This window comes from Microbacterium sp. 22215, assembly GCF_052045655.1.
Taxonomy (GTDB): domain Bacteria; phylum Actinomycetota; class Actinomycetes; order Actinomycetales; family Microbacteriaceae; genus Microbacterium; species Microbacterium phyllosphaerae.
On sequence record NZ_JBQEPC010000002.1, the window covers coordinates 112,330 to 125,689 of the forward strand.

At 67.1% G+C, this 13,360-nt stretch carries 13 protein-coding genes; 2 read left to right on the forward strand and 11 right to left on the reverse strand.

Features of this window, described 5'->3' with window-relative positions; genetic code table 11:
• Positions 1 to 99: 99 nt before the first annotated feature.
• Positions 100 to 483: an RNA polymerase-binding protein RbpA gene (locus ACTJKH_RS03770; protein ID WP_210097903.1), complete on the forward strand. Its 384-nt coding sequence runs from the start codon at positions 100 to 102 to the stop codon at positions 481 to 483.
• On the opposite strand, the gene lnt is transcribed toward ACTJKH_RS03770, so the two are convergent.
• Genes lnt through ACTJKH_RS03815 form a run of 9 tightly spaced genes read right to left on the reverse strand, consistent with a single transcriptional unit; the run spans position 480 to position 10,195 of the window.
• Positions 480 to 2,003 carry an apolipoprotein N-acyltransferase gene (gene lnt / locus ACTJKH_RS03775; RefSeq protein ID WP_440735813.1) on the reverse strand — a complete coding sequence of 508 codons (1,524 nt, stop codon included), beginning with the start codon at positions 2,001 to 2,003 and terminating at the stop codon, positions 480 to 482. The two genes, ACTJKH_RS03770 and lnt, sit on opposite strands and share 4 nt — an antisense overlap.
• Before the next feature lie 11 nt (positions 2,004 to 2,014).
• Positions 2,015 to 4,492, reverse strand: a complete 2,478-nt coding sequence (locus ACTJKH_RS03780; RefSeq protein WP_440735814.1) for a DEAD/DEAH box helicase — start codon at positions 4,490 to 4,492, stop codon at positions 2,015 to 2,017.
• Complete coding sequence (gene tatC, locus ACTJKH_RS03785) at positions 4,489 to 5,247, reverse strand: twin-arginine translocase subunit TatC (RefSeq protein WP_210099172.1); 759 nt, start codon at positions 5,245 to 5,247, stop codon at positions 4,489 to 4,491. The genes ACTJKH_RS03780 and tatC overlap by 4 nt, the downstream gene beginning before the upstream one ends.
• Positions 5,248 to 5,301: 54 nt before the next feature.
• On the reverse strand, positions 5,302 to 5,559 hold the full coding sequence (tatA, locus tag ACTJKH_RS03790; protein ID WP_042536676.1) for a Sec-independent protein translocase subunit TatA: 258 nt from the start codon (positions 5,557 to 5,559) through the stop codon (positions 5,302 to 5,304).
• 27 nt (positions 5,560 to 5,586) lie between these two features.
• Entirely contained in the window at positions 5,587 to 6,576 is a 990-nt protein-coding gene (locus ACTJKH_RS03795; protein ID WP_079112786.1) for a helix-turn-helix transcriptional regulator, read from the reverse strand.
• Positions 6,573 to 7,568 carry a helix-turn-helix transcriptional regulator gene (locus ACTJKH_RS03800; protein ID WP_367820262.1) on the reverse strand — a complete coding sequence of 332 codons (996 nt, stop codon included), beginning with the start codon at positions 7,566 to 7,568 and terminating at the stop codon, positions 6,573 to 6,575. Before ACTJKH_RS03800 ends, ACTJKH_RS03795 begins: the two co-directional genes overlap by 4 nt.
• On the reverse strand, positions 7,568 to 8,485 hold the full coding sequence (locus tag ACTJKH_RS03805) for a hypothetical protein (protein WP_440735815.1): 918 nt from the start codon (positions 8,483 to 8,485) through the stop codon (positions 7,568 to 7,570). Before ACTJKH_RS03805 ends, ACTJKH_RS03800 begins: the two co-directional genes overlap by 1 nt.
• A gap of 10 nt (positions 8,486 to 8,495) precedes the next feature.
• Positions 8,496 to 9,515 carry a tRNA (adenine-N1)-methyltransferase gene (locus ACTJKH_RS03810; RefSeq protein WP_309688445.1) on the reverse strand — a complete coding sequence of 340 codons (1,020 nt, stop codon included), beginning with the start codon at positions 9,513 to 9,515 and terminating at the stop codon, positions 8,496 to 8,498.
• Positions 9,512 to 10,195 (reverse strand): HAD family hydrolase, encoded by a 684-nt coding sequence (locus tag ACTJKH_RS03815; RefSeq protein ID WP_440735816.1) that lies wholly within the window; start codon positions 10,193 to 10,195, stop codon positions 9,512 to 9,514. Before ACTJKH_RS03815 ends, ACTJKH_RS03810 begins: the two co-directional genes overlap by 4 nt.
• 91 nt (positions 10,196 to 10,286) lie before the next feature.
• Here ACTJKH_RS03815 and ACTJKH_RS03820 point away from each other — a divergent pair, with 91 nt between their 5' ends.
• Complete coding sequence (locus tag ACTJKH_RS03820; protein ID WP_210097895.1) at positions 10,287 to 11,135, forward strand: PAC2 family protein; 849 nt, start codon at positions 10,287 to 10,289, stop codon at positions 11,133 to 11,135.
• A 21-nt stretch (positions 11,136 to 11,156) separates the two neighbouring features.
• Here the strand turns inward: ACTJKH_RS03820 and ACTJKH_RS03825 are convergent, their stop codons facing one another.
• Positions 11,157 to 11,981 (reverse strand): undecaprenyl-diphosphate phosphatase, encoded by an 825-nt coding sequence (locus ACTJKH_RS03825; protein WP_440735817.1) that lies wholly within the window; start codon positions 11,979 to 11,981, stop codon positions 11,157 to 11,159.
• 45 nt (positions 11,982 to 12,026) lie between these two features.
• Positions 12,027 to 13,322, reverse strand: a complete 1,296-nt coding sequence (locus ACTJKH_RS03830) for a M20/M25/M40 family metallo-hydrolase (protein ID WP_440735818.1) — start codon at positions 13,320 to 13,322, stop codon at positions 12,027 to 12,029.
• Positions 13,323 to 13,360 lie beyond the last annotated feature (38 nt).

Sequence of the window (13,360 nt, forward strand, 5' to 3'; positions counted from 1 at the left end):
GCGCTGGGATTCCGCTGTGAATAGCGCCGAGAACCCGCTTGCGTGGATGAAGCGCACAGGCTGGAGCGTTATACCTGACAGCGACGAGAGGACCACACAATGGCAGATCGCAGCCTACGCGGCATCCGACTCGGCGCCCAGAGCCTACAGAGCGAAGAGGGCGTCGTGTTCATGGAGCGCCGTGAAACCACCTACATCTGTGACACCTGCGGCCATGTCACGAACCTGATGTTCGCAGCGGACGCAGAGCCGCCGCAGACCTGGGAGTGCCGTGCCTGCGGCGCGGACGCCCGCCTGAACGTCGACGGCCAGGCTGTCACGCTCGACGCCGCCGACGAGAAGGCCGCGCGTACGCACTGGGACATGCTGTTGGAGCGTCGCACCCGCGCGGAGCTCGAGGAGCTCCTCGAAGAACGACTCGCCTTCATCCGCGCCCGCCGCGGAGCCGGCGAAGACCCGACCCGCGAGAAGATCGGCGCCTAACGCCTCCGAGCGCGCAGCCACCCGAAGGCGAGCGCGCCCAGGCCGCCCCACAGCAGGATCTGCTGAATCCAGGGGCCGAGAGCGACTCCCGCTGTGAGGCCGGAGCGCAGTTCGACATCCTCGAGCAGCGCTCCGGCCTTTCCCGCATCCAGGCTCGAGACGGTGGAGCCGTCCGGGCGGATCACCTGGCTCGTCCCGACCGTCGAGATGTTGACCACGCTGCGACCGGTCTCGATCGCCCGCATCCGTGCGAAGGCGAGCTGCTGCAGATTCTCGTCGGTTCCGCGGAAGTCCGCGTTGTTCGTCTGGAAGACCAGCACCTCGGCGCCCTCTGCCATTCCCTCGTTGATCACGTCGTCGTAGATCACATCGAAGCAGATGGCGAGCCCGACCTTCACGCCGTCGACGTCGACCACCGGAGCGTTCGAACCCGGCGTGTACTCCCGCTGGATCAGACCGATCAGATCGGGCGCGAGGGCGTTGAAGAAGGGCCTGTCCGGCACGTACTCGCCGAAGGGCACCGGATGCCGCTTGTCGTGGAGCTGTCCGGTCGCACCGTCCTCGGCCCACAGCAGCGAGGTGTTGTAGAAGAGTCCGTCACGTTCCGTCGCGGCGTTGGCGAGCAGGGGTGCGCCGATGCGCGAGGCGATCGCGCTCATCCGCCTCCCCAGCGACTCGGACTGGAACGGGTCGAAGTCGAGCGAACCCTCGGGCCACACCAACAGGTCGACGTCTTCGCCGTAGAGCGGCTCGGTCGCATCCGTCTGCGCATCGATGAGCGAGTACGGCTTTCGCTCGTCGAAATACCCGCTCGGCCCGTTCCCCTGCACGGCGGCGATGCGCATGGATCCGCTGACGGTCGTGGGGAACAACGGTGTGAGGAGCAGCGCGACAGCGACGACGACCGGCGCGACCAGGGCAGTCGGGCGACGCCAGACCTTCTCACGCACCACCTGGATGACCAGGGCGACGACGAACACCATCAGGAAGCTGAGTCCGCTCACCCCGATCCAGGACGCGACGTGCGCCAGCGGACTCTCGGCCTGGCTCATGCCCAGACGGGCCCACGGGAAGCCTCCGTACGGCCACGAACCCACGAACAGCTCCCGCCCGACCCAGAGCGCGGCCACGACTGCCGGAAGGAGCAGGAGCCGCGCCCAGAGGCCCGGCAGAGCCCTGGGGATCCAGCGATAAGCGAACGTGATCAGGATGAGCGCCACGGCCGTCAGGACGCCTTCCAGGACGCTCAGTGCGGCCCAGGGCAGCGGACCCAGGTAGCGCGAGGTGAAGGACACCAGCAGCCCGAAGAAGATCACTCCGTAGACCAGCCCCACAGCCAGCGCACCTCCCGCCCTGCGTCCGATCAGGGCGATCAGCAGCAACGCGGTGGCCGGGAAGGCGAGCACCCACACTGCGGTGTCGGGATACGACAGATCCATGAGCAGTGCTGCGGCCGCCGCAGCGGGAAGCGCGAGCGAGAGCGGCAGAAGTGGGCGCTGTCGCGCTCGGGAGTCAGGCATCGTTCCTCTGGTCACATCGAAGAATAGGCGACGATGCCGCGACGGACACCGTCGAGCGCGACGCGCGCGTTCCGGGCGAGAGCCCCGTCTTCGGCGACGATCGAGAGCTGATCGAGGAGGTCGATCGTCTGCTTCGCCCAGCGCACGAAGTCACCCGCCGCCATGTCCGCGTCCACCAGCACACGATCCAGCATCCCCCCGCGCGCCCATGCGTGCATGGCACCGGCGAGTCCGGCGGCGAGAGGCTCACTGCCCGGAAGGTGATGATCCTTCTCGAGGTCGTCCAGCTCCGCCCAGAGCGTCGTGGTCTTCTCGTATGCGGCGCGGAAGGCTCCGCGTGGGAGATCCCGCTCCCCCGAATTCGCCTCGTCTCGGCGCGGCTCGTAGACGAGGCAGCACGCCATCGCCGCCAACGACGGGGCGTCCAACCCGTTCCAGAGGCCCTGCCTGAGGGATTCGGCCACCAGGAGGTCGCGCTCACCGTAGATGCGTCGCATCGTGCGCCCCGCCTCCGTGAGGCCGGTCTCGTCGTCGTCATCGCGTCGCAGGTAGTCGAGCGTCTCAAGCACCTCGACGACCCGGTCGAAGACCCGCGCGACCGTTCCGGTCCTGTTCTCGATCTGGCGACGGATGCGGTCGGTCTGCCGCTTGAGCTTCCAATACCGCTCGGCCCAGCGCGCGTGCGATTCGCGGTCGGGGCAGCGGTGGCATCCGTGTCGCTGCATTCGCGTACGCAGACCCTGGATCTGCTTCATGCGCTTGTCGCGCGTGACCCGCGGAGCGTTCGAGTCCTGGCGGTTCTTCTTCTCGAGGTCGCTCAGCTCACGGCGGATCGACGCGTAGTCGAGGAAGTCTCCGTGGTCGCAGACCATCGCAGACTTGTACCCCTCGAGTGACTCGTCGGCCTCTCGCACCTGCCGTGCGAGTCCCACGACCGCGCGGTCCGCCTGGAACTGGGCGAACGACGACTCGAGGATCTGACGGGCACGAGCCTTTCCGAACAGGTCGATCAGGTTGACCGCCATGTTGTACGTCGGGCGGAAGCTGGAGTTGAGCGGATACGTGCGACGGGACGCGAGTGCAGCGACGGACTGGGGATCCATGCCCTCGGTCCACTGCACGACGGCGTGGCCCTCGACGTCGATGCCGCGACGCCCCGCGCGTCCTGTCAGCTGTGTGTACTCCCCGGAGGTGATCGCAACGCGCGCCTCGCCGTTGAACTTCTCCATCTTCTCGAGGACGACGGTTCGAGCGGGCATGTTGATCCCGAGAGCGAGGGTCTCGGTCGCGAACACGACCTTCACGAGCTTGCGTTTGAAGAGGTCCTCCACGACCTCCTTGAAGGCGGGAAGGAGACCGGCGTGGTGAGCGGCGACGCCTCGTTCCAGGTTGTCGAGCCACTCGAAGTAACCCAGCACCCCGAGGTCCTCGTCCTGCAGAGACCTCGTGCGTTCTTCGACGATCGCACGGATCTCGGCACGCTCATCGGCCGACGTGAGCCGGACGCCCGAGCGCCTGACCTGCTGCACGGCGGCATCGCAACCGACCCTGCTGAAGATGAAGAAGATCGCGGGAAGGAGATTCGAGCGTTCGAGGAGACGGATGACGTCCGGCCTGTCCATGCGCTCGATGCGGCGCACGTTCGAGGCGCGGACCGGTCGCCGTCCGCCTCGCGGCGGGCGCTGTGCCTGTCGCCCCGCGTGGCGATTGCTGCGGTACGACTGCGCGTCGCGGTTGTTCTCGTAGTTCGAGCCGGTGAAGGAGCGGATGCGCATCAGCTCCTGATTCACCTGCGCGGTGGCGACGCCCGCGCGGTCGTCGAACAGCGGCAGGAGGTCGTCGCGCACCAGCACGTGCTGCTCCAGCGGCACGGGCCGGATCTCGGAGACGATCACCTCGGTGTCGCCTCGCACGGTGTCGAGCCAGTCACCGAACTCCTCGGCGTTCGAGACGGTCGCGCTGAGCGATACGAGCCGCACGTGCTGCGGGAGGTGGATGATCACCTCTTCCCACACGGCACCGCGGAAGCGATCGGCGAGGTAGTGCACCTCGTCCATGATCACGTACTGCAGATCACGCAGAGCGGCCGAGTCCGCGTAGATCATGTTGCGGAGCACCTCGGTCGTCATCACGACGATGCGGGCATTGCCGTTGATGTTCGTGTCACCGGTCAGCAGTCCGACCTCGTCGGGTCCGTAGACATCGACCAGTTCGCGGAACTTCTGGTTCGACAGGGCCTTCATCGGCGTCGTGTAGAACGCCTTATCCCTCGGGGTCTGCATCGCCAGATGGATCGCGAACTCGCCGACGATCGTCTTGCCTGCCCCGGTCGGCGCAGCGACGAGCACGCTGCTGCCGTCTTCGAGCGCGTGACAGCCCTCGATCTGGAAGGGATCGAGCTCGAACTTCTGGCTCGCACCGAAGGCGACGGTCGCGGGGTGCCCTGCGGCCTCACGGGCGGCGGCGTACCGCTCCGAGGGCGAGCTCATGCGCTCACGGGTTCGATGCCTGCGGCCTCATCGCGCTTGCGCTTGCGGCGGTCGAACAGCATCGAGACGAATGTGGCCGCGAAATACAGCACGATCATGGATGCCATGAGGAGCAGCATCGAGAAGACGTCGGCAGGCGGAGTGGTGATCGCTGCGAAGATCGTGCACACGAGGATCGCGACCCGCCACCCCTTGAGGATGTCGCGGCCCGACATGACTCCCGCGAGGTTCAGCGCCACGAGGAAGACGGGGAGGACGAAGGCGATGCCGAGCACCAGCAGGAATTTGAAGACGAAGTCGTAGTAGGTCGAGTAGTCGAAGAACTGCGCCATTCCCGTGGGCACGAACGACGCCATGATCTCGATGACGTGTGGAAGGACGAAGAACGCCACGGTACACCCGCCGAAGAACAGCGGGATCGAGGCTCCGAGGAAACCCCACGTGTACTGGGTCTCCTTCTTCGTGAGCCCCGGCATCACGAAAGCCCATACCTGCCACAGCCAGACGGGTGCCGAGATCAGAAGGCCGATCGCGAACGCGATGCGCATGCGCAGATCGAAACCGCTCGTCACGGTGGTGAAGTTGAGGCCGACATAGTCACGCCCGGCCTCTTCGGCGATGGTCCGGATCGGAATCGACAGGAGTTCGATGATCGGGCCGGTGACGAAGAACGCGATGACCATCCCGACCACCAGCGCGCCGGCGGCGATGAACAGCCGCCTGCGGAGCTCGACCAGATGCGCGCCGAGAGACATCCGCCTGTCGCGGCCCGGCGTCCCCGGATCGGCGGATTCGAGAGCGGACACGAACTATGCGGATCGAGGAGGCTGACCCGGATCCGTGTCGCGAGCCGTCACCGTGGTGTCCGCGGTGGTGGCCGCGGGAGTCGGGGATGCCGGATCCGCGGCGTCAGTCGCGTCCTCGTTCTTCATCGCCTTCATCTCGCCCTTGAAAACCCGGGCGGACTGCCCGAGGCTCTTCGCGAGTGCCGGCAGCTTCGCCGCACCGAAGAGCAGCAGGATGACGGCGAGGATGATCAGCAGATGTGGCCAACCGAAAGCGCCCATGATTCTCCTTCGTCGTTTAGTAGCAGTCTAACCGGCGTTGTCGCCGTCTGGTCGGCGATACAGCGCGAGTCCTGCGGCGGCCCACTCGCGTGCAGCCGTGCGGGCGACGCCGGGATCCACGACTTCGAGGGCTCCGCCGAACTTCGCCGCCAGTCGTTTCACACCCCGAGGGTCGGCCAGGTGCAGCCGCACGGTGACGATCCCGTCACTGACGTCGGCGTTGTCCGCGGTGAGGAAGTCACCGAGCAGAGGCGCCATCCGCTCGGGCACACGCACTCTGACCTCGCCCTCGTCCTCGACGGCGGTGAACGCCTCCGGGACGTGGTCACCGGCATGTGTGATCGGAATGTCCGTCAGACGCGCATCGCTCACCCGATCGAGGTGGAACGTCCGCATCGCCTGTCGCATGTGGCACCACCCCTGCAGATACCACTGTGCGTTCGTGATCAGCACCTGCACAGGATCCACGGTTCGCGTGGTGGGTGCGGCATCGGGCGCCTGGTATGTGAACGACACGGCGACACCGTTCTGTACACCGCGCGACACGACCTGGCGCACCTCGTCGACAGCGCTCGGCGCGACGACGACCTCTGCCGGGGCGTCTGCCGCACCGCGCGACAGCTTCGAGATGAGACCGCTGACGAGTCCGGAGTCGGAGACCGCCGGCACGGCGGCGACCATCTGCAGACCGGCGAGCAGCGCTGCGGCCTCGCGGGCGGTGAAGCGCGGAACCCGCCGTAGGGCGACATCGTTGGTGATCTCGATGACGTCCTCTTCGTCGAGGAGGTCCCAGTTGATGTCGAACATCTCCTGCGGCTGCTGCCAGAAGCCGGAATCACCGGGCAGGCCGATGACGGTCAGCTTCTCGACCATCTGTCGCATCTCTGCCGGAGTCACCCCGAACTCCGCAGCCGCCTCAGCGAGCGAGACTTGGCCGTGCTCGAGAAGGTAAGGCACGAGCGTCAGGTAGACGCGGACGCGGTCGGCGGCGAGCAGCGGCTTCGCCTGAGCGCTCATCGTGACTCCCCTGCGTCCGAGTTGGTCGCGACGACCGCGCTCAGGCGATCGACGACTGCGGTGCGGAGCGCGACGGGCTCGACCACCCGTACCTCGGGGCCGTACGAGGCGAGTTCGTCGGCGAAGATATGCAGGTCGACGAACGGCACGAGGATTCCCTGTGTCGCCGCAGGCGTCGCACGGCGGCCCAGACGCAGCGAGGCCTCGGTGCCAGGGGTGACCTCGAGCAGCGCCGAGTTCTGAGAGGCGACGCGCTCGAGACCGCTCAGTGCACGCTCCCCCGCTCCCTCGCGAAGGGCGGAGTCGAAGGCCCTCGTCGTGATCCTCACGTCCCCGACGATCCGGCTGAGCAGGAACATGCGGTCCTCCTCGATGTCCACGTCGACGCCGAAGACATGCCATCTCGCCTCGTAGTCGACGAGAGCCAGCGGACGGATGCTGCGGCGGCGCGGCGCGTCCTCCCCCGGCTTGAGGTAGTCGAAGACGACGACGCGGCTCTTCTCGATCGCGTCCTGCAGCTGCGGAAACGCCGCATCGCGAGCGGTGATCCGTGGCGCGAAGCCGATGATCGGCTCGTCGCCGTCGATCCCGAGTGCCCGGATCTTGCGCACGCCGGCCTTGGCGTCGCCCGACGCGGATTCGGCGCTCCAGACGCTGCCGGCCAGTTGCAGCACGGCGAGTTCAGCAGCGGTGAATTCGATGTCGCTGGGCAGGTCGTATTCCGCCTGCGGAATGCGATAGCGGGCTTCGCGGAGGTCATTGGGATCAGCCTGGTCGCCGATCGTCTCGACGGGGACGCCGAGAGTGCGCAGCTCGTCCTTGTCGCGCTCGAACATCTTCTCGAGCGCATCCGAGCGCACGCCCGCATCGGCACGCTGACGGTAGCCCGACACGTTGTCGAGGATCTGCTGCTTGGTGAGCCCGATCTCCGTGGCCATGAGCGCCACGACGAGGTTCGTCAGACGCTCTTCCGCGGGAATACGGGCGGCCATCACTGCTCCGGAACGGGAACGATGCCGAGGATGTCGATGACGGTGGCCGACGCAGGCGCTCCATCCTGCTCGGGTGTCACCACAAGCAGCTGCGAACCGACCGTGGAGCCGACGAGTCCCGGTGCAGCCGGTGCCAGCTGGGGGTCGCTGCCCCACGTGCTCGAGGTCACCTTCTTGTCGTCCCAGCCCACGGTGGTCGAATTCATGATGAGCGTCTGGCCCTCTTCGACCTTCGCGCCCTCACCCTTGATGAGCGTCTGCGTCACGGCCTCGGATGGAGCGACACTGTCGGGGACGATGATGCCGGGAGTGCCGTCCGATGCGCGTACGACGGTCGGGAGCCCCTTCGCATCGTTGAACTGCAGAGCACCCGTTGCGCGGGCGAGGTCGACCGCGTGCACATCCACGACCCCCACTACACCCTCGTCCTCACCGAGCCCGAACGACTGCGCGTTGCCCTCTCCGAAGTCCTCGGCCGACAGCACGGCAATCATACGAGTCCCGGCGGTGGCGCACTCCAGGACCTTGCCGAAGCCAGGGACCTGCTTCTCCCACGACGTGATGTTGTTGATGCGGCTCAGGTCGCCGTCGTAGGCGGACGCCGTGAGCTCCTTACCGCTCTTCGCACCGTAGAACGTGAAGTCGGTCACAAAGGTCTGACCCGTGGTCGTGATAGCACGGCCATCGCCGGTGACGATGTCGGCGAATGAGGTCTCGTCCGCCTTCACGGGGCTGTAGACCGTGACGTCGGGCGCCTCACCCAGATCGCCCTCCACGGACACCGAATCCTTGATGGATGGAGTAGACGCGGCCGCACGATCGCAGACATCACCGGCGAACGACGGCGCCGAAGCGCATCCGGTCAGAGTGAGGACGGCGAGGCTGAGGGTGGCCAGAACGGCGGACGTTTTACGCACGCGCTCCAGTCTATTCCGTCGGTGGCTCGGATTCGCGCGAACCAGACGCCAGACGTGCCCCTTCGGCGGCCTTCGCGGCCTCCCTGGCACGCTTGCGCAGGTTCTTGTCGTTGATCTCCCGATCGCCTACGGCGCCGGGCGTCCACGCGTCGACATCCGCATCGCCATAGCTGCTCTTCGAGGCCCTGCGCTTCACCTGCGGCGCCACGGCACCCGGTGCCAGCCGGCGCGCCGTGAGGAGGAAGCCGGTGTGCGCCACCATGCGGTGATCGGGCCTGACGGCGAGGCCTTCGACGTGCCACCCTCGCACCATCGTCTCGGACGCCTCGGGGTCGGTGAACAGCCCGGTGCCGCGGATGTACTCGGCGACGCGCGAGAGCTGCGTGGCCGTCGCGACGTAGCAGAGCACGACGCCGCCGGGTGTGAGTGCGTCGGCGACGACGTCCATGCATTCCCACGGTGCGAGCATGTCGAGTACGACGCGATCGACCGTGCCGGCCGGGAACTCGGCTGGAAGCGCATCGGCGAGATCCCCGACGACCACGTTCCAGGTGTCCGGCGTCTCGCCGAAGAATGTCTCGACGTTCCCGCGGGCGACCTGGGCGAAGTCCTCACGACGTTCGAACGACACCAGTCGACCGACCGGACCGATGGCCCGGAGCAGCGAGAGCGAGAGGGCGCCCGAACCGACGCCCGCCTCGACGACGACCGCGCCGGGGAAGATGTCGGCCTGCATCACGATCTGCGCCGCATCCTTCGGGTAGACGATCGCCGCGCCGCGCGGCATCGACATCGCGAAGTCGCGCAGCAGCGGCCGCAGCGCGAGGTACTCGTGCCCCGAGCTGTTCGCGGCGACCGAACCGTCGGGAAGACCGATGAGGTCACGATGCCTGAGCACTCCCTGATGGGTGTGCAGCTCGCCGTCCTCGCGGAGGGTCACGGTGTGCAGACGACCCTTGGGGCCGGTCAGCTGCACCCGATCGCCCTCCCGGAACGGCCCGCTCGGCCGCTGTGAGGTGATGTCGGTCATCGGGTGGCTCCCGTCATGGAGGTCTTGCGGTCGAACAGGTCGATGAGGTCGGCGGCGGTGCGTCCCTCGAGCGTCGGCCAGAGCTCGTGGGCTCCGACATGGTCGAGCGGCACGATGTGCGGGACGCCGAGCGCGACGGCTCCAGAGGCGATCCCGGAACGGAGTCCCGTCGGCGAGTCCTCGATCACGACCGTGTCGGCGATGTCGATCTCGAGCAGCCCTGCGGCGTGCAGATACGGCTCCGGGTGCGGTTTGGGATTGGTCACGTCATCGCCGGCGACGACGATGTCGAAGGCGTCGAACTCGATCAGGTCGACCACGCTCAACGCCATCCGGCGGAGCGACATGGTCACGAGTCCGGTCGGGATCCCTGCCGATCGCAAGTCCTGAAGCAACTCGCGCGCACCCGGACGGAACGGCACGCCCTGCGTGCGCAGCGCCTCCTGCACTCCGTCGGTGAGCAGCGCCACGATGGCTTCGGCATCCATGTCGACGCCGGCGTTCTGCAGGATGATCGCACTGTCGATCAGCCCGTTGCCCACCAGCTGCAGAGCGTCTTCGTGACTCCAGGTGCCTCCGAAGGATTCGACCAGCCGGGTCTCCGCCGCCATCCAGTACGGCTCAGTGTCGACGAGTGTTCCGTCCATGTCCCAGAGGATCGCGCGGGGCTGTCTGCTCACTGAACCATGTTAGCCGTGGCTCCGCGCCCTCCCCGCGCAGTCGGACTAGCCTGGAGGGATACCGATCCGGATATCGCGAAGGGAGCCCATGATGGATGTCCTCGGTTCACGCATCGTCATCGTCGCCTTCGACGGCTGGAATGACGCGGGCGAGGCCGCGAGCGGCGCGATCGCCGCACTGCGCGAGACGACCGATTACGACCTCGTGCACTCGATCGATCCCGAGCTGTACTTCGACTATCAGTACACGCGCCCCGCGACGAAGATGGATGCCGAAGGGCGCCGTCAGCTCACCTGGCCGGAGGCCGGACTGTGGCGTCCGCGCAATCCCGCGCCCGGGCCCGAGTTCTGGGTGCTGACCGGAGTCGAGCCCGCCCGCACCTGGCAGGCCTTCGCGGCGGAGTTCATCGACGTCGCACTCCGTGATGACATCACCGGCTTCGTGACCCTCGGCGCCATGCTCTCGGACGTGCCGCACACCCGACCGATCTCGATCTTCGCCTCGAGCCAGAACGAGCAGGTGCGCGAGGCGCACGGTCTGGAACGTTCTCTGTACGAGGGCCCCGTCGGGATCCTGAGCGTGATCGAGCACTTCGCCGAGAGCGCCGGCATCCCGACAGCGAGCCTCTGGGCCAGCGTGCCGCACTACGTCGCGTCTGCGACGCCGTCGCCGAAGGTCACCCTCGCACTGCTCGACCGGCTCGAGGAGCTGACCGGCGTCGATGTACCGCGTGATCACCTGCGCACCGAGGCCGCCGCGTGGGAGGCCTCGATCGATGCTGCCGCAGCAGACGACGAAGACATGACGGAGTACATCCAGCAGCTCGAGCGCACCCGAGACACGTGGGACTCCCCCGATGCCTCGGGCGACGCGATCGCACAGGCGTTCGAGCGGTATCTCAAGCGCCGCGGAGACGGCCCCGGGGACCACAAGCGCTAGTCCCCGGGTGTGTCTCCGCGCTCAGGCCGCGATGACGCCCGTGCCGAGCAGGACCAGCAGGACGGTTCCGAGCAGGATGCGGTAGATCACGAACGGCAGGAAGCTGCGCTTCGAGATGTAGTTCATGAAGAACGCGATCACTCCGAGAGCCACGACGAACGCGATGCCGGTCGCAGCCAGCGTGTCGCCGAGCGAGAAGAACGACGGCTCGTCCCAGCTCTTGAACACCTGGTAGAAGCCGCTTCCGAAGACCGCGGGGATCGCGAGCAGGAACGCGTACCGAGCCGCAGCGGCACGCTCGTAGCCCAGGAACAGCCCCATCGTGATCGTTCCACCCGAGCGCGAGACCCCGGGGATCAGCGCCAGAGCCTGCGCGAAGCCGTAGGCGATTCCGTGCGGGTACGTCAGCTGGTCGAGCTTGCGGCGCTTGGCGCCGACGTGATCAGCGATGCCGAGCAGGATGCCGAAGACGATCAGCATGATCGCGACGATCCACAGCGACCGGAAGACGGTCTCGATCTGGTCCTGGAAGAGCAGTCCGAGCAGCACGATCGGGATGCTGCCGATGATGATCATCCAGCCCATGCGCGCGTCGGGATCGCTGCGAGGAACGCGGCCGGTCAGGGAGCGGAACCACTGTGCGATGATCCGCACGATGTCGCGCCAGAAGAAGACCACCACCGCCGCCTCGGTGCCGATCTGCGTGATCGCGGTGAACGCGGCACCCGGGTCCTCGCCGGAGGGCAGGAAGGTTCCGAGGATGCGCAGATGGGCGCTGGAGGAGATCGGGAGGAACTCGGTGAGTCCCTGGACGATACCGAGGATGAGCGCTTCGAGCAGGTGCATGGAGGAGCTTTCTGAATCGTGGTGCGCGGGCACCGAGCCGGAGGCTCAGTACGTGCGCAGCAGATCGGCCAGCACCCGCTGACCGAAGACAAGCGATTCTACGGGTACGCGCTCGTCGACTCCGTGGAACATGCCCGTGAAGTCGAGGTCTGCAGGAAGCCGCAGAGGGGCGAAGCCGTAGCCGGTGATGTCCAGGTAGGCGAGCGCCTTGTTATCGGTGCCCGCGCCCAGCAGATACGGGATCACCGGCACCCCGGGGTCGTGGCGACCGAGACTCGCGACCATCGCCTCGACCAGATCGCCGGCGAAGGGCGTCTCCATGCCGATGTCGCGCACGACGATCTTGATCTCGATGTCCTCACCGACGATCTGCTGCAGCTCGTCCAGCACGTCGTCCTCGGTCCCGGGGATCACTCGCACGTCGATCAGCGCCTCGGCCCGCTCGGGGATCACGTTGTGCTTGTAGCCCGCCGTGAGCGCCGTGGGGTTCGTGGTGGTGCGGAACGACGAACGCAGGAATGCCTCCGCGGGCCCCGCGGCTGCGGCGAGAGCATCCGGATCGTCGACCGAGCGCCCGGTGAGGTCGCTCAGCCCCTGCAACAGGGCCTGGGTGGTCGCGGTCAGTCGCAGCGGCCACCGCGTGCGTCCGATCGCCGCCACGGCTTCAGCGAGCTTGGTGACCGCATTGTCGTCGTGCAGACGGCTGCCGTGGCCCGCACGCCCCTTCGCGACGAGTCTGATCCAGATGAGCGCCTTCTCGCCCACCTGCAGCAGGTACGCGCGACGATCATCGACGGTGATCGAATACCCGCCGACCTCACTGATTGCCTCGGTGGCGCCGGCGAACCACTCGGGCCTGTTCTGCACGACGAGTGCCGACCCCTCGACCCCGCCGTTCTCCTCATCGGCGAAGAACGCCAGCACCAGGTCGCGCTCGGGCTGCTCCCCCGCTCGCAGGATGTCGGCGACGGCGGTGAGGATCATCGCGTTCATGTTCTTCATGTCGACGGCCCCGCGGCCCCACAGCATCCCGTCCTTGACGATTCCGGCGAACGGGTCGACCGTCCAGTCCTCTGCCATCGCCGGCACGACGTCGAGATGTCCGTGCACGACCAGTGCCGGCTTGCTCGAATCGCGCCCGGGGACGCGCGCCATCACGTTCGTGCGCCGCGGGATCGGCTCGTAGTACTCGACCTCGAGTCCCAGCTCCTCCAGGTAGGCGCCCACGTACTCGGCGGCCTCCCGTTCGCCCTTCGCGTTGCCTCCGCCGAAGTTGGAGGTGTCGAAGCGGATCAGGTCGCTCGCGATGCGGACGACCTCGGGAAGGGAGGGATCGGTCATGTGCTCAGGCTAGCGAAACGCCGTGGCGCGCCCGGGCG

Excerpts from the sequence above, each read along its gene's own strand:
- ACTJKH_RS03820 (WP_210097895.1), top strand. The coding sequence starts at position 10,287 with ATGGATGTCCTCGGTTCACGCATCGTCATCGTCGCCTTCGACGGCTGG.
- ACTJKH_RS03830 (WP_440735818.1), bottom strand. The coding sequence starts at position 13,322 with ATGACCGATCCCTCCCTTCCCGAGGTCGTCCGCATCGCGAGCGACCTG.
- ACTJKH_RS03780 (WP_440735814.1), bottom strand. The coding sequence starts at position 4,492 with ATGAGCTCGCCCTCGGAGCGGTACGCCGCCGCCCGTGAGGCCGCAGGG.
- ACTJKH_RS03800 (WP_367820262.1), bottom strand. The coding sequence starts at position 7,568 with ATGGCCGCCCGTATTCCCGCGGAAGAGCGTCTGACGAACCTCGTCGTG.
- tatC (WP_210099172.1), bottom strand. The coding sequence starts at position 5,247 with ATGTCTCTCGGCGCGCATCTGGTCGAGCTCCGCAGGCGGCTGTTCATC.
- ACTJKH_RS03795 (WP_079112786.1), bottom strand. The coding sequence starts at position 6,576 with ATGAGCGCTCAGGCGAAGCCGCTGCTCGCCGCCGACCGCGTCCGCGTC.
- ACTJKH_RS03770 (WP_210097903.1), top strand. The coding sequence starts at position 100 with ATGGCAGATCGCAGCCTACGCGGCATCCGACTCGGCGCCCAGAGCCTA.
- ACTJKH_RS03810 (WP_309688445.1), bottom strand. The coding sequence starts at position 9,515 with ATGACCGACATCACCTCACAGCGGCCGAGCGGGCCGTTCCGGGAGGGC.
- tatA (WP_042536676.1), bottom strand. The coding sequence starts at position 5,559 with ATGGGCGCTTTCGGTTGGCCACATCTGCTGATCATCCTCGCCGTCATC.
- ACTJKH_RS03825 (WP_440735817.1), bottom strand. The coding sequence starts at position 11,981 with ATGCACCTGCTCGAAGCGCTCATCCTCGGTATCGTCCAGGGACTCACC.
- lnt (WP_440735813.1), bottom strand. The coding sequence starts at position 2,003 with ATGCCTGACTCCCGAGCGCGACAGCGCCCACTTCTGCCGCTCTCGCTC.